At 31.8% G+C, this 19950-nt stretch carries 20 protein-coding genes; 12 read left to right on the top strand and 8 right to left on the bottom strand.

What is annotated here, in order from left to right; genetic code table 11:
* Nucleotides 1-2: 2 nt before the first annotated feature.
* Together OA93_RS10105 and OA93_RS10100 are read right to left on the bottom strand one after the other, a co-directional pair.
* Nucleotides 3-896, bottom strand: a complete 894-nt coding sequence (locus OA93_RS10105; RefSeq protein ID WP_039113062.1) for a 3-hydroxyacyl-CoA dehydrogenase NAD-binding domain-containing protein — start codon at nucleotides 894-896, stop codon at nucleotides 3-5.
* Nucleotides 897-982: 86 nt separating this feature from the next.
* Complete coding sequence (locus tag OA93_RS10100; protein WP_039113061.1) at nucleotides 983-1948, bottom strand: Gfo/Idh/MocA family oxidoreductase; 966 nt, start codon at nucleotides 1946-1948, stop codon at nucleotides 983-985.
* 143 nt (nucleotides 1949-2091) lie between these two features.
* Here OA93_RS10100 and OA93_RS10095 point away from each other — a divergent pair, with 143 nt between their 5' ends.
* Entirely contained in the window at nucleotides 2092-2733 is a 642-nt protein-coding gene (locus tag OA93_RS10095) for a protein-L-isoaspartate(D-aspartate) O-methyltransferase (RefSeq protein WP_035620917.1), read from the top strand.
* Nucleotides 2734-2950: 217 nt separating this feature from the next.
* On the opposite strand, the gene OA93_RS10090 is transcribed toward OA93_RS10095, so the two are convergent.
* The 3 genes from OA93_RS10090 to smpB form a co-directional block, all read right to left on the bottom strand.
* Entirely contained in the window at nucleotides 2951-3958 is a 1008-nt protein-coding gene (locus OA93_RS10090) for a helix-turn-helix domain-containing protein (protein WP_039113060.1), read from the bottom strand.
* A gap of 106 nt (nucleotides 3959-4064) precedes the next feature.
* Nucleotides 4065-4691: a hypothetical protein gene (locus tag OA93_RS10085; RefSeq protein WP_039113059.1), complete on the bottom strand. Its 627-nt coding sequence runs from the start codon at nucleotides 4689-4691 to the stop codon at nucleotides 4065-4067.
* Between the two features lie 80 nt (nucleotides 4692-4771).
* Nucleotides 4772-5224: an SsrA-binding protein SmpB gene (smpB, locus tag OA93_RS10080; protein WP_039113058.1), complete on the bottom strand. Its 453-nt coding sequence runs from the start codon at nucleotides 5222-5224 to the stop codon at nucleotides 4772-4774.
* Between the two features lie 146 nt (nucleotides 5225-5370).
* Between smpB and OA93_RS10075 the strand changes: the two genes are divergently transcribed.
* Both OA93_RS10075 and OA93_RS10070 read left to right on the top strand, forming a co-directional pair.
* Complete coding sequence (locus OA93_RS10075) at nucleotides 5371-6009, top strand: outer membrane beta-barrel protein (protein ID WP_039113057.1); 639 nt, start codon at nucleotides 5371-5373, stop codon at nucleotides 6007-6009.
* Between the two features lie 102 nt (nucleotides 6010-6111).
* Entirely contained in the window at nucleotides 6112-6339 is a 228-nt protein-coding gene (locus OA93_RS10070; protein ID WP_039113056.1) for a VF530 family protein, read from the top strand.
* Nucleotide 6340: 1 nt separating this feature from the next.
* On the opposite strand, the gene OA93_RS10065 is transcribed toward OA93_RS10070, so the two are convergent.
* From OA93_RS10065 to OA93_RS10055, 3 genes are all read right to left on the bottom strand, one after another.
* Nucleotides 6341-6898, bottom strand: coding sequence for a DUF3575 domain-containing protein (locus tag OA93_RS10065; protein WP_039113055.1), 558 nt, complete (start codon nucleotides 6896-6898; stop codon nucleotides 6341-6343).
* 134 nt (nucleotides 6899-7032) lie between these two features.
* On the bottom strand, nucleotides 7033-7584 hold the full coding sequence (locus OA93_RS10060) for a GNAT family N-acetyltransferase (protein WP_039113054.1): 552 nt from the start codon (nucleotides 7582-7584) through the stop codon (nucleotides 7033-7035).
* Nucleotides 7585-7601: 17 nt separating this feature from the next.
* Entirely contained in the window at nucleotides 7602-8453 is an 852-nt protein-coding gene (locus tag OA93_RS10055; protein WP_039113053.1) for an aldose 1-epimerase family protein, read from the bottom strand.
* 168 nt (nucleotides 8454-8621) lie between these two features.
* On the opposite strand from OA93_RS10055, the gene OA93_RS10050 reads away from it, so the two are divergent.
* From OA93_RS10050 to OA93_RS10000, 9 genes are all read left to right on the top strand, one after another.
* Entirely contained in the window at nucleotides 8622-10883 is a 2262-nt protein-coding gene (locus OA93_RS10050; protein WP_039113052.1) for a M1 family metallopeptidase, read from the top strand.
* 572 nt (nucleotides 10884-11455) lie between these two features.
* Nucleotides 11456-12073 (top strand): GNAT family N-acetyltransferase, encoded by a 618-nt coding sequence (locus OA93_RS10045; protein ID WP_039113092.1) that lies wholly within the window; start codon nucleotides 11456-11458, stop codon nucleotides 12071-12073.
* 4 nt (nucleotides 12074-12077) lie between these two features.
* Nucleotides 12078-13271, top strand: a complete 1194-nt coding sequence (locus tag OA93_RS10040) for an argininosuccinate synthase domain-containing protein (RefSeq protein WP_039113051.1) — start codon at nucleotides 12078-12080, stop codon at nucleotides 13269-13271.
* The gene (argC, locus tag OA93_RS10035) at nucleotides 13264-14241 is read left to right on the top strand and encodes an N-acetyl-gamma-glutamyl-phosphate reductase (protein ID WP_039113050.1); all 978 of its coding nucleotides are present in this window, start codon (nucleotides 13264-13266) and stop codon (nucleotides 14239-14241) included. Before OA93_RS10040 ends, argC begins: the two co-directional genes overlap by 8 nt.
* Before the next feature lie 123 nt (nucleotides 14242-14364).
* Nucleotides 14365-15504 (top strand): aminotransferase class III-fold pyridoxal phosphate-dependent enzyme, encoded by a 1140-nt coding sequence (locus OA93_RS10030; RefSeq protein WP_039113049.1) that lies wholly within the window; start codon nucleotides 14365-14367, stop codon nucleotides 15502-15504.
* Nucleotides 15505-16014, top strand: a complete 510-nt coding sequence (locus OA93_RS10025) for a hypothetical protein (RefSeq protein WP_039113048.1) — start codon at nucleotides 15505-15507, stop codon at nucleotides 16012-16014.
* A gap of 348 nt (nucleotides 16015-16362) precedes the next feature.
* On the top strand, nucleotides 16363-17559 hold the full coding sequence (locus OA93_RS10015; RefSeq protein ID WP_039113046.1) for a glutamate-5-semialdehyde dehydrogenase: 1197 nt from the start codon (nucleotides 16363-16365) through the stop codon (nucleotides 17557-17559).
* Nucleotides 17560-17822: 263 nt separating this feature from the next.
* Nucleotides 17823-18584: a glutamate 5-kinase gene (gene proB / locus OA93_RS10010; RefSeq protein ID WP_039113045.1), complete on the top strand. Its 762-nt coding sequence runs from the start codon at nucleotides 17823-17825 to the stop codon at nucleotides 18582-18584.
* Between the two features lie 379 nt (nucleotides 18585-18963).
* A complete protein-coding gene (locus tag OA93_RS10000; protein ID WP_039113043.1) occupies nucleotides 18964-19911 on the top strand; it encodes an N-acetylornithine carbamoyltransferase in 948 nt (315 codons plus the stop codon).
* The last annotated feature ends 39 nt before the right edge of the window (nucleotides 19912-19950 follow it).

The following is a 19950-nucleotide window of genomic DNA, read 5'->3' as shown; positions in this document are numbered from 1 at the left end:
TTTTATGAAATGATAAATTGCTTTGAGATTTTCTCTGCTTTTTTACTTTCACTATAATCATAGAATCCTTCGCCAGATTTCACTCCTAATTTCCCAGCTCTAACCATATTTACCAATAAAGGACATGGTGCATATTTAGGATTTTTGAAACCGTCGTACATTACATTTAAGATTGCTAAGCACACGTCAAGACCAATAAAATCGGCTAGTTGAAGAGGTCCCATCGGGTGTCCCATTCCTAGTTTCATTACTGTGTCTATTTCGTAAACGCCAGCCACTTTGTTATATAACGTTTCGATTGCTTCGTTTAGCATAGGCATTAAAATTCTATTTGCCACAAAACCTGGATAATCGTTTACTTCAACTGGAGTTTTACCTAGCTTTACAGATAATTCCATGATGATTTTGGTAACTTCATCGCTAGTATTATAACCGCGAATGATTTCTACCAATTTCATAATTGGCACCGGATTCATAAAGTGCATCCCGATAACACGCTCTGGATGAGTTACAACAGCTCCGATTTGTGTTATAGAAATAGATGAAGTATTGGTCGCTAAAATTGTATTATGCGAACAAGCTTCGTTTAATTGCTTAAAGATATTCAGTTTTAAATCGATGTTCTCTGTTGCAGCTTCTACAACTAAATCAACACCTACAACACCATCTTTAATATCGGTATAGGTAATAATATTAGTTATTGTTTTAGCTTTTTCTTCTTCAGTAATACTTCCTTTTGCAAGCATTCTGTCTAAATTAGCGGCAATAGTTGCCATTCCTTTATCCAACGATTTTTCGGAAACATCAATTAGTTTTACTACAAAACCACTTTGTGCAAACGTATGAGCGATTCCGTTACCCATTGTTCCTGCACCGATTACAGCAATTGTTTTCATATTATTTAAGTACTATATTTTATAATTTTAGCCATAAACTCACAAATTAATTCGTGAATTTATGGCTAACTTTTTTTAAGATTATTTTATTTGTTAAAACAGTCAATAATTTGGTAAGCTACTCTTAAAGCATCTGTTGCTTGTCCAAGAGTTACCACTGGAGCTGTATTTGTATTGATTGCATTTGCAAAAGATTCTAATTCATCAAGAATTGCGTTGTTTTGCTCTACATCTGGATTTGTAAAATAGATTTGTTTTTTTACACCTTCAGCATTTTGCAAAATCATATCAAAATCACCTGGAACTTCAGGAGCATCTTTCATACGAACAACTTCACACTTCTTTTCTAAAAAGTCAACTGAAATATAAGCATCTCTTTGGAAAAAACGTGTTTTACGCATGTTTTTCATCGAAATTCTGCTTGCTGTTAAGTTGGCAACACAACCGTTTTCAAATTCAATTCGGGCATTGGCAATATCTGGAGTGTCGCTAATAACTGAAACTCCACTAGCATTGATACTTTTTACTTTAGATTTTACGACGCTTAAAATGGCATCGATATCATGAATCATTAAATCTAAAACTACTGGAACATCTGTACCACGAGGATTAAATTCGGCCAAACGATGTGTTTCTATAAACATCGGATTTTCAATCATGTTTTTTGTCGCTATGAATGCTGGATTAAAGCGTTCTACATGTCCTACTTGACCTTTTACGTTATATTCTTTTGCCAAAGCGATAATTTCTTCAGCTTCTTCAACAGTATTCGAAATAGGTTTTTCGATAAAGATATGTTTTCCTGATTTTATGGCAACTTTAGCACATTTATAATGAGATAATGTTGGGGTTACAATATCAATTACATCTACAGCGTGTATTAACTTGGCAATTGTATTGAAATTTTTATAACCGAATTCTTTGGAAATTTTCTCGGCGTTTTCTTGATTTTGGTCATAAAAACCAACTAATTCATATTTATCAGATTGTTGTAATAAACGTAAATGTATTTTACCTAAGTGACCAGCACCTAAAACTCCTACTTTTAACATGAGAATGTATTTTTAACAAAAATATAATTTATTTGTTGAAAGTGAAAGTGAATGCTTTAAAGTTTTAGTAATTTAATATTTAAGAATCAATATTTGAATTACTATTTACTTTCTTATTTTTACCAAAAATTAAATAATAAACATTGAAAGACACTGCCAAACATCAAGGACTTCGGAATCAATTAGTAAGCACTTTACAACAAAAGGGAATTACCGATAAAGCTGTTTTGGAAGCGATAAAAAAAATTCCAAGACACCTTTTTTTGAACTCTAGCTTTGAAGATTATGCTTATCAGGACAAGGCTTTCCCGATTGGTGCGGGGCAAACTATTTCTCAACCTTACACTGTTGCGTTTCAATCGCAGCTTTTAGAAGTTAAAAAAGACCATAAAGTATTAGAAATTGGTACTGGGTCAGGGTATCAAACTGCAGTATTATATATGTTGGGTGCCAAGGTATTTAGTGTCGAAAGACAAAATGAACTGTTTAAAACAACATCTGTTTTATTTCCTAAATTAGGAATTCGTCCGAAACACCTTTCTTTTGGAGATGGTTATAAAGGATTACCTACTTATGCACCATTTGATAGTATAATTGTAACTGCCGGAGCGCCATTTATTCCGCAACCATTAATGGCACAATTAAAAATAGGAGGAAGGTTAGTCATTCCGCTAGGAGAAGACGTTCAGATTATGACGTTGTTAATTCGTAAAAACGAAACACAATTTGAAAAACATGAGTTTGGAGAATTTAGATTCGTTCCTTTATTAGAAGATAAAAACTAAAATATTTTTGGTATTGTTAGCCAAAAAGTAAAGAATTTTACCATTAAGAAATTAAGTTTTACAAAGCTTTAAATTTTTTAATGGTTTTTTTATGTCTCAAATTTTTCAGATTAAAATGATTTCTCGATTAAGTATCTTAGTTTTATTTTAGATTAAACTTAATTTTTCTTAATCTCTTAATGGTAAAAAAATAAATGTTTAAAATTTAACAATGTTGTTATTGTGAAACCAATTGGATGGCATGCTGTAAATTTTTCTTTTCTACTTGTGCAACATAGTTTATAAAAATAGATTCATCATTTTGATTTTGACTTTTCTCAAGAATGCTTAGGTATTCGTTTTTATGTTCTGTATCTCCTTGTATTGTTGCAAAGACATAGCCATTTTGTATTAATATCCAATTCATTAATAAATGAGCTATTTGTGTGTTTCCACTTTCAAATGGGGTAATTTTTATAATTCTTAAGTGTACCTCAGAAGCTAATAATATTGGATGTAAGCTGTTTTTATTCGTTTCAAACCAGCTAAAAAAGGAAGTCATTTCGCGAATAATGAGGGCGTCATTTTTATATTTTCCTGCATGGTCAGGTTTAATTCCTCTTGAAATCAAGTTGTGGATATTCAATAATTCTTTTTCGTTAACAGGGCTGTTTTTTTGAGTCAAATCTTTGATATAAGAAATGGTTTCATGATGGTTTACAGCTTCTAGGTGTTCCCGCATGGTTTTGCCTGCAATTGTTAACCCTTCATTAATTACCGCTTTGGTTTCTTGTAATGTTAATGAGTTATCGTTGAGACGATTGCTTTCGTATGTAAATTCAAGCTCAAGAATTTTTGAAATTCGATGTAGTTCAAATTGCTGAAACGATTGAACTTTCTTTTTTAAAATTTCAATTTCATCCAAAACGTTCTGTAGCGTTGATAATATTACCGAAGCAACTACTTTTTTGTTATTTTGAATTTCGATTTCTGCAAGATGTAGTGCTTTAAGTGCAAATTCTTCTTGGCCGATTTCGTGTATTATTTTTTCTTTTAGCCAAAGAATTAATAGGTTTTCAAAATCAATTTCAAGCAATGAGGCAAGTTTAACGATTTGTTCCCTTGTGGGTTTTCGGGTACCGCTTTCAAATTTACTTATTAAAGCTTGGTCAATTTCTAATAACTGCGCTACTTCTCGGGTTTTAAATCCTTTTTTCTCTCTGGCATTTTTAAGAATCGTTTTCATTTTAAAAAGCAGGTTTTAATTGTCAAGACAAGTTTAGTCATTATTTTTTTAATAAAAAAAGCATCAAATTAATTCGATGCTATTTTAGGATTTATTTTAGAAGAAATTATTTTTTAGGAAGCGTTCCGTCTTTTTTCATTTCGTTTACTACAGTTCTCATGATATCATCTACTGTTGCACCTATATCTGTTATATCTGATGATTGTGTGGTGCCTGTCCAGATTAATTTATTGTGTTTTAAAGAGAAAACGTTGGTTTCTACAATATAAAATGTGTTTTCGACATAATAGCCTGGAGAATAGAAATCAGTTGCGTACATGCCGTACCAACCACCAAAAGCACCTCCATATAAACCATTATAGCCACCGTAATAAATACTAGTATCAATTCCTGGGACATAATCAGTTTGTTTTTCTTTGCTTACCAAGCGCATGGTAACTACACCATCAAAATTTTCGTCGTTTAATATTTTTAGTTTCTGATCATTTGTAAGATCATTATTAATCTGATTTAAGAATTGATAAGAAGTATGGAAGATAGGGCTGCTGGCAGCAATTCTGTTCTCCGTAATTCTTCGTGTTTCTTCATCTTTGACTAAAGCTACGACTAATACTTTTTTGAAATTTTCAGAACTAATTGTTATTTTGGGATCTCTCCAACTACTAACAATTGTAGAACTAGTACCGCAACCACAAAGTAAGATGACGGTTAATACAACAAATATTCTTTTCATAAACTTGAAATTTAGAATTTATTGTAGTAAAAATAAGTATAAAAATCGAGAAATAACTCTTATTAAAAGAGGATTAAAAATTAGAAAGCTTTTTTAATTCTATCTAAATCACGTTTGGTATCTTGTTCTTTTAAAGATTCGCGTTTGTCGTAGTTTTTCTTTCCTTTACAAAGTCCGATTTGCAGTTTTGCTAATCCTTTTTCATTAGTAAATAGTTTCAAAGGGATGATTGTTAGTCCTTTTGCTTGTACACTTTTCTGAAGACTCTTCAATTCTTTTTTATTCAAAAGCAATTTTCTTTCGCTTCTTGACTTATGATTGAATTGATTTCCAAAAGCGTATTCTTCTATATAAGTGTTTATGGCAAAAAGTTCATTACCACTAAATTCACAAAAACTCTCGGTAATATTTGCTTTACCAAGACGTATTGATTTGATTTCGGTTCCCGCTAAAACAATTCCAGCAGTATAGGTATCTATTATTTCGTAATCGAAACGGGCTCTCTTATTGAGTATATTGACAGTTTTTAACATAGGATTGCAAATGTAGAATAAAAAAGAAAAACTTTAATGAAATCAAAGATAATTAAAGATTTTTTTAAACCTATGATTTTAATCATTCTTCAGGAAAAACCTTACGCTTAAGTTTGTTAAATAATTTATAACAAAAACTTAAAAACATGAAAAAAATTTTAACATTAGTTAGTATTGTGTTAGTAGGCTTAACGGTAAAAGCTCAGGAAGCAAATCAAGGTCTAAAAGGTGCATGGTTTGTAACATCGCAATTTGGTTACCAACAAACTAAAACAGACGATGTAAAAAGCACAAATTTATTAGTAATGCCAGTTGTAGGTAAATTTATTACGCCATCTGTAGCTGTTGGAGCAGGGCTTGGATATATTAATATAAAAGCAGATTCAGATAAAGGAACTGCTGCAAATTCTAATTTAATAGTTATTCAGCCTTTAGCTAGAAAATATTGGAATGTTGCTGGTTCTTTATATTTCTTCGGACAATTGGCAGCTCCAATAATCACTGGAAAAGAAAAGGAAAGTGAATTAAAAGTAAATCAATTTGGTTTGTCTTTATCTGGTGGATTTGATTTCTTCGTGACAAAATATTTCTCAGTTGAGTTTTCTTATGATTTAGCTAATTTTACATCTACGACTTTAGATCCTAAAGATGGTTCTAAAACTACTGTAACTAATTTTGGTTTAGCACATGTGGCTAATGTTGATTCTTATTATAATGGGGCATTAGGAGGAAGTAATCCAAATTTAACTTCTCCACTTTCTTTCGGATTTAAATTCATATTCTAATATTTAGGAGATTATTTAAATTTCAATTTAGTAATTTTGTAAAAAAGAAAGACCGTACTTTTCATAGTACGGTCTTTTTATTATTTATTTAAAAAATATTAAATGCAAAATCAAGATAAAAATCCTCTACACGGAATCACCCTTCAAACAATAATAGAAAAACTAGTAGAGTATTATGGATTTGATACTTTGGGAGAATTAATTCCGATTAAATGTTTTTCTTCAAATCCTAGTATAAAATCTAGTTTGACTTTTTTAAGAAAAACTGATTGGGCTAGAAAAAAGGTAGAAGATTTATATATAAAATCAATTCCTAAATTTCCCGTATAAATTAATTTAATTTATACGAAATCATTACACCACCACCGTAAGGTAACCATTCTCCACTTTTGTTGTAATCATGGGCTTTTTCATAACGACCAGGTGTACCGTCATTATAAAGGCCTTTGTAAAAACCTTGGTGCCACCCTCCGCTAACAAAAAAATCTAGCATGAATTTATCATTTAGTTTCTTTTGATATCCTAGCGTAGCTCCCAATCTGTATCCAAAACCATCTTCGTAATTGTTACTATCCCAGTAGTTCCATTTTTGAATTTGATATATATCACCTCCAATATGACCACCAAGGTATAAACCATTGAATTTCTCATTAAAATGGTAACGAACTTCCGGAGTAAAGGTGACAAATTTCATTGGGCTTTTTCCATCAAATGATTCCCAAAAAGAAGCCATTAAATCAACATTCAGGGTTAATTTCTCACCAATGCTTGTTTCTACAGCAATATCTGGAATTGCTACTAAAGCGGTAAGTGCATTTGCTTTAATATAAGTTTGACTTTGGGATTGAATTGAAAATAGTAGAACGATTAGGGCAAATAAATTTTTCATAAAATCTAGTAATTACTAGCAATAAGTTAGTTTGGGTTGCTAGTTTTGGGTGCAAATATAACGGAATGAAATATGTTGTATTGTTATAAAGTTAAAATTTAACAAGAATCAATAAAAAAAGATATTGCTATGAATTACTTTTTGTTTAATAACGAATAAATTACGCTATCTAAAAAATTGCCTTCATAATATTCGACTTCTTTAAAATGCCCTTCTTTTACGAAACCAATTTTTTGTAATACTCTTTCTGATGCAAAATTATCAGGGTCAATGGCTGCTTCGATTGAGTGTAGTTTCATTTCATTAAAACCATAATCAATTACTGTTTTTACTGCTTCAGGAATAATTCCTTTTCCGTGAAGTTCAGGTAATAGCATATAGCCAATTTCGGCACGATAATGTTCTGGTTTTATTCTATAATAGCCAATAATTCCAACTACTTTGGAATCGCCTTTTAGTGTTATTCCCCAATTGATTCCTTCGTTAGTTTCAATTGTACTATCAATTTGAGCTATATGTTCTAATGCCTGTTCAGTAGTTTTTGTGAGTGGCCTTGGAATGTATTTCATAGTTTCAGGATTAGAACGAAGTGCTATAATTTCGTTTGCATCCTCATTGGTTACTCTTCTAATAATTAAGCGTTCCGTTTCGAGTACTGGAAATGGAGAAAAATTAAATGTTAACATAATATATCAAGATAAGATTATAGGATTTCGATACTAAATTTAGAATTAAATGTTTGATTTGCATCTAAAGTTACTATTCCTTCTTTTTCGAAAAGATTTCCTGTGTTTTCAGGAGTATCAGAATAACCAAACCAAGGTTCGATACAAATAAAAGGAGCATTTTCTTTTGTCCAAATACCTAAACTAGGAAAATCTGCAAAATCTACTTTTACATATGGTTTATTGTTTTCTAAAATTGTTAGGGAGTTAGATTCTAATGATTTAAAAATTAAAGCATCATTTTCAAATAGTTGATAATTTAGCTCAATTTGATTTTCTTTCGTTTCTAATTGCTTTGTTTTATTGGATATCAAATCATTTTCGAGCAATGAATATTTTAGAGACTCTTGTTTCTCAAATTCTAAAGCGTAATTCTCAAAATTTCCTGGTAACGCAATTGCAGGATGTGCACCGATAGAGAAAGGCATTTTAGAATCATCTTTATTGATTACCTTATATTGGATGTCTAATTGGGAATCTATCAGAGTATAAATTATTTGTAATTCAAATTCAAACGGATATACTTTCAACGATTCTGCATTAGATTGAATCGAAAAAATGGCACTTTCGTCGGTTTTAGAAACTAGATTAAACTCCATGTCTCTTGCAAAACCGTGGCGTGGCAAGTGATACGATGTATCATTAATAACGTAAGTATTGTTTTTTAAGGTACCAACAATTGGGAATAAGACAGGGGAGTGTTTACCCCAAAAATCTGGGTTTCCTTCCCAAATAAATTCTTTATTATCGTTATTTTTTAATGAAAATAATTCGGCTCCGGCATGTTTAATAGAAGCAGTAAGTTTTGAATTTGAAATAATTGTAGTCAAAATTTAGTTTTTGAATGGTTTAAGAATGAGTTGTAAATATATTTATAAATTTAATTTATAGGTAAAAAAGCTGATGAAATATTTTTTGATAAAATTGTATTAACCGGTAGGATTTAATTCATAAATAGCTTTTTTTTTCATTAATTTGCTAGATAAACAGCAACAAAAATGAAAAAACACTCTTTAAAAGCCTTGTTAATGATGGCTTTATTGTTTGGAATTTCGGCCACCTGGGCACAACAAGTTCCTACTGCGACAACTAATCCTATTTCTAAATATGATTATTATGATGCATTCTCTCCATTATTTTATTCTAAAAACGGAACAACAACCCGTTCTGCAAGTGGTCAGCCTGGTCCAGAGTACTGGCAAAACAGAGCAGATTATAAGATAACTGCGAAGTTAAATGGGGTTACTAATGAAATTATTGGTACTGATGAGATTACATATACCAACAATAGCCCAGATAAAATGTCATTTGTTTGGCTTAATTTGGATCAAAATCTATTCAAAGAAGATTCACGAGGAAATGCTGTAGTGCCATTAACAGGAAGTCGTAATGGTGCTCAAGGACAGGTTTTTGATGGTGGAAATAAAATTAAATCGGTAAAAGTTACTATACTTGGTAAGAAAAAATCGGTTGAAGTTGATGCTAAATATGTTGTAACCGATACAAGAATGCAAATTTTTCTTCCAGAAGAGTTAGCCTCAAAAGGAAGCAGCGTTAAAATTAAAATTGATTTTTCTTATATAGCTCCTAATGAAGGATCAGATAGAACAGGAGTTCTTGAAACTAAAAACGGTAAAATATTTACAATAGCACAATGGTATCCGCGTATGTGCGTGTATGATGACGTAAGAGGCTGGAATACACATCCGTATTTAGGTGCTTCGGAATTTTACTTAGAATATGGTAATTTTGATGTGAAGTTGACAGTTCCTGCTAATCATTTTGTAGTTGCCTCTGGAGAATTATTAAATGCTCCAGAAGTATATACCGCAGAACAACAAAAACGATTTAAAGATGCTGCACTAAGTGATAAAACGGTTATGATTCGCTCTGCTGAAGAAGTTGCTGCAGCAAAAGCTAATGGAAATGGAGAAAAAACATGGCATTATCAAATAAAAAATGCACGTGATTTCTCTTGGGCATCTTCAGCTGCTTTTATTTTAGATGGTGCTAAGATTAATTTACCTAGCGGGAAAAAATCATTGGCTCTTTCTGCATATCCTGTTGAAAGTGATGGAAATGCTGCTTGGGGACGTTCGACAGAATATACTAAAGGAGCAATTGAAAATTACTCAAATAAATGGTTTGAATATCCTTATCCAGTTGCAACAAACGTAGCAGGGAATGAGGGAGGTATGGAATATCCAGGAATTGTATTTTGTAGTTGGGAATCAAAAGGAGAAGATTTATGGGGTGTTACAGATCATGAGTTTGGACACATCTGGTTTCCTATGATTGTAGGTTCAAACGAAAGATTATTTGGATGGATGGACGAAGGATTCAATACATTTATTAATTCATTGAGTTCTGCCGAATTTAATAAAGGTGAATATAAAGATGCACCTAAGGATTTGCATAAAATGGCTGAGGCATTTACAAATCCTAAGTTAGAAACTATTATGAGTTCTCCAGATAATATGAAAGAGGCAAATATTGGGATGTTATGTTATTTTAAACCAAGTTCAGGTTTGGTAATTTTAAGAGAACAAGTATTAGGAAAAGAGCGTTTTGACACAGCTTTCCGTACTTATATAGATCGTTGGGCTTATAAGCACCCTACACCAGATGATTTCTTTAGAACAATGGAAAACGTTGCAGGAGAAGATTTAAGCTGGTTCTGGAGAGGTTGGTATGTTAACAACTGGCGTTTTGACCAAGGTATTAACTCAATTAAATATGTGAAAAATGACCCTGCAAAAGGAGTGATTATTACTATTGAGAACTTTGAAAAAATGGTAATGCCTGTTGTAATTGATGTGAAAACTAAAAGCGGAAAAGTTTCCAGAGTGAAATTACCAGTTGAAATCTGGCAAAGAAACGTAGAATGGTCTTTCAAGTTTGACTCAACAGAAGAAATCGAAAGTGTTACTATAGATCCTGATCACGTTTTTCCTGATAGTAATGAGGTAAACAACATATGGACTGCAGGAAGTGGTAAATTAGAAAAAGATGTTGTTTTAGACCCTTATTTAGGGACTTATTCTAGTAAAAAAACACCTTTAAAAATCACTTTTACCGAAAAAAATAGTGCTTTAACTGTAGAGCTTCCTAATTATCCTAAATTTCCAGTTCAGCCTGTTGCGAATGCGGCAGATACTTTTGAATCGGTGAGAGCTGGATTAAGATTTGCATTTACTAAAACTGGATTAAACATGACAATTTTAGAAAATTCGCAAGTATTAGAATTTACGAAAGAATAATTTGAATAGATAAATATTCAATAAAAATTATAATTTTTAGGCTTTTTTAAAGAGCAATAAAGATATAAATAATCAAAATCGGCTATTTGAGTTTAACTCAGATAGCCGATTTTTTATTAAAAGTTTAATTTTTAGTTGATTTTTTAAGTGTAGAAATGAGATAAATGGATAAAAGCAACATAATATTAAAAAAATGTTACAAATTATCAATAATGTATTGTAATTAAAAAAAAGATGTAAATTTGCACCAATGAATAAAATGAGTTTACATATAATTTCTATCTCACGGACAAACTTGCCTGTTACTTCTCCCGAAGTACGGATGCTATCTCTATAGCATTCACAAGAGTTTTTCGTCGTATGTATTTATATTCATTTTTTTGTTTTGAAATTACCTAAGTTGTCCTTTGGACAAACACATCCTACAAGTACATTTTATTTAAAATTATCTCAATGTCATCTTTTTGATATTAAGGGTTTTATGTATTTTTTATTTAATTTTGCTGAAGCAACTCTTGGGTTTCAGAAGAAAAATCATGTCTTATTTTTTAACCCTAACTTCAACTATTGAAATGAAGATCTCTATTGTTGTAACACAAGAAGAACATTATAAATATGCGCAAGAAATATGCGATACTATAGAGTCGTCTGCCTTATTGAGAGGTACCGGAATTGCCAAAAGAACTCCTGAATATATCCAGAAAAAAATGGAGAACAGAGATGCATTGATTGCTTTGGTAGATGGTAAATTTGCAGGTTTTTGCTATATCGAAAGTTGGCAACATGGCAAATTTGTGGCTCATTCTGGTTTGATAGTACATCCAGATTACAGAAATTTAGGTTTAGCCAAAAAAATTAAATCTAAGGTTTTTGATTACTCATTAGAAAAATTTCCAGATGCTAAAATATTTGGAATCACAACTGGTTTGGCAGTAATGAAAATTAATTCAGATTTAGGATACAAACCAGTTCCTTTTTCAGAACTTACAAGTGATCCAAGCTTTTGGGCAGGTTGCAAAACTTGTACGAATTATGAAATATTAAAAAGTAAAGAAAATAAAATGTGCTTATGTACAGGAATGTTGTATGATCCAAAAGAAAAACAAAAGGATCCGCCAAAACATCCTTTTAATGTAAAAGTACTCAATAGATTAAAATCAATTAAACAAGCCCTTTTCTTAAAAAAATAAAATTATGAAAAAAGTTGTATTAGCTTATAGCGGAGGATTAGATACTTCGTATTGCCTTAAATATTTAAAAAATGAAAAAGGATATGAAGTCCACACTGTACTTATTAATACAGGAGGTTTCGATGAAGAAGAATTAAATGCTATTGAAGAAAGAGCTTACGAATTAGGAAGTGCACAACATGCAAATCTTACCATCGTAGATAAGTATTATGATAAAGCTATAAAATATTTGATTTTTGGAAATGTATTAAAAAACAATACCTATCCATTATCTGTAAGTGCTGAGCGTGTTTTTCAAGCTATTGAAGCAATAAAATATGCTAAGAAAGTAGGAGCAGAGGCAATTGCACACGGAAGTACAGGAGCAGGAAATGACCAAATTAGATTTGATTTAATTTTCCAGACAATTGCTCCAGAGATTGAAATAATTACTCCAATTAGAGATTTAAAATTGTCAAGACAAGAAGAAGTAGATTATTTGTCTAAAAATGGCGTTCATTATTCTTGGGAAAAAGCACAATATTCTATCAATAAAGGACTTTGGGGAACAAGTGTAGGAGGAAAAGAAACTTTAACTTCTGGTACACCATTACCTAGTGAAGCATATCCTTCGCAATTGCAAAAAGAAGGTGAAGAAAAAGTGACTTTACATTTTGAGCAAGGAGAATTAGTTGGAATAAATGGTAAAACAGATAAACCATCAAATAATATTGTAGCACTAGAGAAATTAGCAAATGCATATGCAATTGGTAGAGATATTCACGTAGGTGATACTATTATAGGTATTAAAGGAAGAGTAGGATTTGAAGCTGCTGCGCCGTTAATTATCATCAAAGCACACCATTTATTAGAGAAACATACACTTGGTAAATGGCAACAATATTGGAAAGAGCAATTAGGAAACTGGTACGGAATGTTATTTCACGAAGGTCAGTTTTTAGATCCAGTAATGCGTAACATCGAAACATTTTTACAAGACACGCAAAAAACGGTTAATGGAGTTGTAACTGTTTCGCTTAAACCATATCATTTTTCGCTTGACGGAATCGAATCAGATAATGATTTAATGAATACAGGATTTGGTCAATACGGAGAAATGAATAATGCATGGACATCAGACGATGCTAAAGGGTTTATTAAGATTTTAGGAAATGCTCAAAATATATTTTCATCTGTAAATCACTTAGACTATGATTAATGTTGGAATAATTGGTGGTTCAGGCTATACAGCTGGTGAATTGATAAGAATATTGATGTATCATCCTAATGTAAACATCGATTTTGTATACAGTACAACCAATGCTGGAAAGCCACTTCATGTAGCGCATCACGATTTATTGGGAGATATCGAAATGGATTTTACAGATGTTCTTAATCCAGACGTAAATGTGTTATTTTTATGTTTAGGTCACGGAAGATCGATTTCGTTTCTTAAAGAAAATGAATTTGCGGGTCATACTAAAATTATTGATTTAGGAAATGATTTCAGATTAAACAAAGATGCCAATTTTGATGGAAAGGAATTCATTTATGGTTTACCAGAACTGAATAAAACCGCTATCAAAAAAGCACAATTTATTGCTAATCCAGGTTGTTTCGCAACAGCAATTCAACTGGCATTATTACCATTGGCAAAGAATGAGCTTTTAAATAATGATGTACATATTAATGCAATAACAGGAAGTACAGGAGCTGGAGTAAATCCTTCAGAAACGACACACTTTAGTTGGAGATTAAGTAATATGTCACATTACAAAGCATTTGATCATCAGCATTTGGGAGAGATAAACCAAAGTATAAATCAATTGCAGGCAGATTATTCAAACGAATTGTTGTTTATTCCGAACAGAGGAGATTTTGCAAGAGGAATTTTTGCAACTTTATATACAACTGTCGAAGAAAGTTTAGATGAAATCGTAACGAAATACGAAGATTTTTATAAAAACGAACCGTTTGTAACCGTAACGACTACCAATATCAATATGAAACAGGTGGTACAAACGAACAAATGTATTATAAGCTTAACGAAAAGTGGAAACCGGATATTGATTACTTCAATAATCGATAACCTAACCAAGGGAGCTTCTGGGCAAGCAATTCAAAACATGAATTTAATGTTTGGGTTACCAGAAACGACAGGTTTACATTTGAAACCAAGCGGATTTTAAAGAAATTGAAAGATTTAAGAATTAAAAGATTAAAAAATTATTTCAAAGTTTAATCTTTTTAATTAATTCATCTCGCAGAATCTTTAAATTATTCAATTTTTAAATCTTTAAATAATTAAAAGAATGAACTTATTTAACGTATACCCACTTTATGACATAACACCTGTAAAAGCATTAGATTGTACTATTACAGATAATAACGGAGTAGAGTATTTAGATTTATATAGTGGACATGGGGTAATTTCTATTGGACACACACAACCAGATTATGTAGCAAAACTTAAAAATCAATTAGATAATTTAGGTTTTTATTCCAATGCAATTCAGAATCCTTTGCAGGTAGAATTAGCTGAAAAATTAGGGAAACTTTCTGGATTAGAAGATTATGAACTGTTTTTATGTAGTTCAGGAGCTGAGGCGAATGAAAATGCTTTGAAACTAGCTTCATTCCATAACGGAAAATCAAGAGTTGTAGCTTTTGATAATTCTTTTCACGGAAGAACTTCGGCAGCAGTTGCAGTTACAGACAATAAAAAAATTGTAGCTCCAATAAATGCACAACAAGTTGTTACTTTTTTACCTCTTAATAATATCGAATTAGTAGAAGCTGAACTAGCAAAAGGAGATGTTTCGAGTGTAATTATTGAAGGAATTCAAGGAGTAGGAGGTTTAGATGAAGGAACAACTGAGTTTTTTCAGGCTTTAGAAAAAGCTTGTAAAAAATACGGTGCAGTTTTAATTTTAGACGAAGTACAATCTGGTTATGGAAGAAGCGGAAAGTTTTTTGCGTACCAACATCACAATATAAAAGCCGATATTATTTCGGTTGCAAAAGGAATGGGGAATGGATTTCCAGTTGGAGCCATTTTGATTTCGCCGGAATTTGAAGCTAGTTTCGGATTATTAGGAACTACTTTTGGAGGAAGCCATTTGTCTTGTGCCGCAGGAATTGCGGTTCTGGATGTAATCGAAAAATTGAAATTACAGGATAATGTAAACGAAGTTTCTGCTTACTTTTTTGAGCAAATCAAGCAAGTTTCTCAAATTAAACAAGTAAAAGGAAAAGGATTAATGCTTGGTGTAGAATTCGATTTTGAAATTGGTCCGCTTCGTAAAAAATTAATTACCGAAAAGCACATTTTTACAGGAAGTGCCAACAACAAAAATCTATTGAGAATTTTGCCGCCATTAACTGTGAAGAAATCTGATATTGATACCTTTATCGTTGCATTAAAAGAAAGTTTAGAAGAGCTTCAATATTAAATGAAAGTATTAAAGAATATTTGGGGCGTTGTATTGGTAATTAGTGTTTTACTACCAATGTTGCTTTTTCTGAATCCATTTGCGTGGGGAATGAGAAGAGCCCCTGAATATATTCCTTCTGCTGGACTTGAAAAAGTTTTAGGAAGAATGCAAAATGAAATCAATGAACAAGAAGACATAGAGATTGATACTTATAATAATGAACCTAGTTTATGGTATTTGAGAGATTGCGAGAATCTAAAGCTAGATTCTTTAGATAATTTTAAAATTGAACTTTCAGAAATTAAAAGTGATTCTTTTATTAAAGAAAAAATTAATAAATACGCACCTTTGATTGAGAAAGAAATAGGTTGTAAATGTTATGATTCTTTAATATTCACCTATAAATTGAAAGAAGATAAAGTTCAGCCTAATGAAGAAAATGCTTTAGCTAAAAAATATAATTTAGTAAAGGAAAATGAGCCAAAAAAAATAGTTTATGGATTTAAAATTAAAGAACATGAACAATAATTTTTTGATTTCAGATTTGTTTCTCAAATATCAATCATTAGCATATTTGATTATCATTTTTTGGGCGATTTTAATTAGTAGCTTTCAAAGTTTGTTTGTTATTTGGAAGCATATAGAAATGATAAACCTAATTCTTTTTTTTGTATATTTTTTAATTGGATTATCTTCTGTTATAATATTGATAATGCAGATTTCAAGAATTTATTTTTCCTCGGATAATAGTATAAAAAGGAGAGTATGGATAGTAGTAAATATTTTATTTTATTATGGAGTTTTATACGCAGATTTATATCTCTCAACACAAACTAGATTTTAGAAAACAACCAAAAACAACCAACTACAAAAATTATGAACCACCATTTATCAATTGAAAAGCGAAATTTGGTTTTACTCTCGATGGCAAAGCTTGTCGAGGAGGAAAGAAACCAAATTATTCTGACGAATCAAGCTGATTTAGCCGCTTACAATGGCGAAGATCTAGCAATGGAAGAACGTTTAAAAGTAGATAACGCCAAGATTGACGAAATGATTTTATCATTGAATCAATTAGCTTCTCAGGAAGATCCAGTTGGCGTGGAAAGGTTTCATTTTGTACACGATAACGGAATTAAAGTCAGTAATAAAACAGCAGCTTTTGGTACGATATTGATTATTTACGAATCAAGACCCGATGTAACTATCGAAGCTGGTGGAATTGCCTTTAAATCAGGAAATAAAATTTTGCTAAAAGGCGGAAAAGAAGCATTAAAATCTAATTTAAAGATTGTGAGTTTATGGCATCAGGCTTTAGCAGAAAATAATGTTTCGACAGAGTGGGTGGAATATCTAAGTTTCACTCGAGAAGAAACACAAGCTTTTTTAGAAAAACCAACACAAAAAGTAGATTTAATTGTACCACGTGGAGGCGAAAAATTAATAGAGTTTGTAAAAGCGCATGCTACTTGTCCCGTAATCGTAAGCGGACGGGGAAATAATTTTGTTTACGTTCATAAAGAAGCAAATACAGATATTGCTCTAAAAGTAATTCTGAATGCAAAAACATCCAAAATCTCAGCTTGTAATGCTGTAGATAAAGTTTTGGTAGATTCACGATTACCAAATTTTGAAGGTTTTCTAGCCATTTTAATAGAAGAACTAGGCGAATCGAAAGTTGAGATTATTGTAGATAAAACATTAGAATCTTTTGCGAATACAAGTGTTTTGAAAGATGAAGATATTTGGTATGAAGAGTTTCTTGATTATAAAATTGTATTAGGAACAATCGATTCAGAACAAGATGCTATTGCAAAAATAAATAAGTATTGTGGCGGACATTCGGCTGCGATTATTACAAGAAATAATGATGTTGCTCAGGAATTTATGGAATCTATAGATGCGGCAGCAGTTTATCATAATGCATCAACTCGATTTACCGATGGAGGACAACTTGGTTTAGGCGGAGAATTAGCCATAAGCACAGATAAATTACATCAGCGAGGACCAATCGGATTGCAACATCTGGTTACCAATAAGTGGTATATTTACGGAGAAGGGCAAATTAGGTAATTTAGACTTCTTAGATTGTTAGACTATCTTAGATTCTTAGAATTTAAGTCCCGAGGCTTCGGGATAGATTAATGATTCTCGATTGTTGGAATTTGGATTTTAAAATTTGGAATTTAACTATAGATATAGCTTTGCGAACTCAGCGTTTGTAAACACAAACAGAATATAAAACCTTGCGCCCTTTGCGGTAAAACGTTTACAATATAAAAACTTAGTCCCGAGGCTTCGGGATAGTAACTCAGAACCTTAGCCACTTAAAAAAAATGACTAAAAAAAGGATTTTATTAAAAATAGGAAGCAATACACTAACCAAAGAAACCAATCATATTTCCAGAGGAAAGATTGAAGATATTGGAATGCAAATTGCTGCTTTAAATGACAAATACGAATTTGTAATTGTAAGTTCCGGAGCTATTGCAGCGGCGAAACAATTTGTGAAATTAGAGAGCAAAGGCAAAGAGATTATTGTAAAACAAGCTTTGGCATCGATCGGACAACCTCATTTAATGCGGATTTTCCATGAGAACTTCAGTGATTTGGGATTGCTGACTTCGCAATGTTTGTTATCCTATTCAGATTTCGAAAAAGAACAATCCAAAATCAATATTGTAAACACAATTAATGTTTTGGTCGAGAATAATTACATTCCGATTATCAACGAAAATGATACCGTTGCAACCGACGAAATTCAGTTTGGAGATAACGATAAATTAGCAGCATTAACGGCAGTTTTATTAAATGTAGATATCTTGATAATTGCCACAAATACAAGCGGAATTTACACGAAAGAATCTATACATAATGAAGTGCCAGAAACGATAACTTTAGTAAATGATCTGCGGCTTTTAGAAAAAGAAATAGGAGAATCTAAATCGTCACACGGAACAGGAGGAATGCAATCAAAAATTGAAGCAGCGGCAATCGCCAAAGCAGCAAATATCGAAACCTGGATTGTAAACGGACTAGAAGATAATTTTATTCTAAAAGCATTAAAGGATGAAATTCCTTTTACCAAGATTGTATAAAGATGTTGATTTGTTTAATCGTTTATTCGTTTAAATGACAAACTATCTATTTAATTCGAATTATGATTATTAAAAAGGAACACGGATGATACGGATTTTTAGAAATTATAATAAGAAAGAAAAGAAATCTGTTTTTATCAGCGTTTTCGCAATTGCGAATCAGTTTAATCAGCGTCCAAAAAACACAACAATAAATAAAGAAAACATAAACTATATTTTTAATTCAAATTATGATGATTATCAAAAGAAGAACGCGGATGATGCGGATTTGCTAAGGCAAAGACACAGATAAAAACAGATACTATTCTTAAAAAATGTTGATTTGCTTAATCGGTCATTCGGTTAAACAATTAGACAAAAAACGATTAAACAATATATTATGAACTATATTTCAATTCAAGATATCAACTCATTATCAAAATGGGTTAAGAGTGCGTTAAAAATCAAGAAAAAACCACTAAAAAACCAACACCTGGGTAAGAATAAAACCTTAGGAATGTTATTCTTTAATCCGAGTTTAAGAACACGTTTAAGTACTCAAAAAGCAGCTATAAACTTAGGGATGAACGTAATGGTAATGAACTTTACCAACGAAGGCTGGACGCTAGAGTTTGAGGATGGAGCGATTATGAACTCAGGAGCTTCAGAACATATCAAAGAAGCTGCCGAAGTAGTTTCTCAATACTGCGATATTATTGCTATTAGAGCCTTTGCAGGATTATTAGATAAAGAAAAAGACTATGCAGAAACCGTTATCTCGGGATTCTTAAAATACGCTACAGTTCCAATCGTAAATATGGAAAGTGCTGTTCGTCATCCAATGCAATCTTTGGCAGATGCTATTACAATGGAAGAGTTTAAGACTAAGCACAAGCCAAAAGTAGTACTTTCTTGGGCGCCACATCCTAAGGCTTTGCCACAAGCAGTTGCTAACTCATTTGTAGAAATGATGCAAATGAAAAAAAATGTCGACTTTGTAATTACACATCCCGAAGGATATGAACTAAGTCCAGAAATTACCAAGGATTCGAAAATAGAATACGATCAGGACAAAGCATTTGAAAATGCCGATTTTGTGTATGTAAAAAACTGGAGTAATTTTAATGATTACGGAAAAGTAACTAATTCAGATCCAAATTGGACAGTTACTGCCGAAAAAATGGCATTGACCAACAACGGAAAATTCATGCATTGTCTTCCTGTTCGTCGTAACGTAATTGTAAGCGATGAAGTTTTAGATGGCGAAAATTCAATTGTAATCGAGCAAGCCAATAACAGAACGTACGCAGCACAATTGGTATTACAGAAGATTCTTAAGAAGTTATAAATTAAGTTGCTAAGGTTCTGAGTTACTAAGATGCTAAGT

It is taken from the genome of Flavobacterium sp. KMS, from assembly GCF_000813005.1.
Classification (GTDB): domain Bacteria; phylum Bacteroidota; class Bacteroidia; order Flavobacteriales; family Flavobacteriaceae; genus Flavobacterium.
Note: the sequence above shows the minus strand (reverse complement) of the source record. Positions and strands in the feature narration are given on the sequence as shown.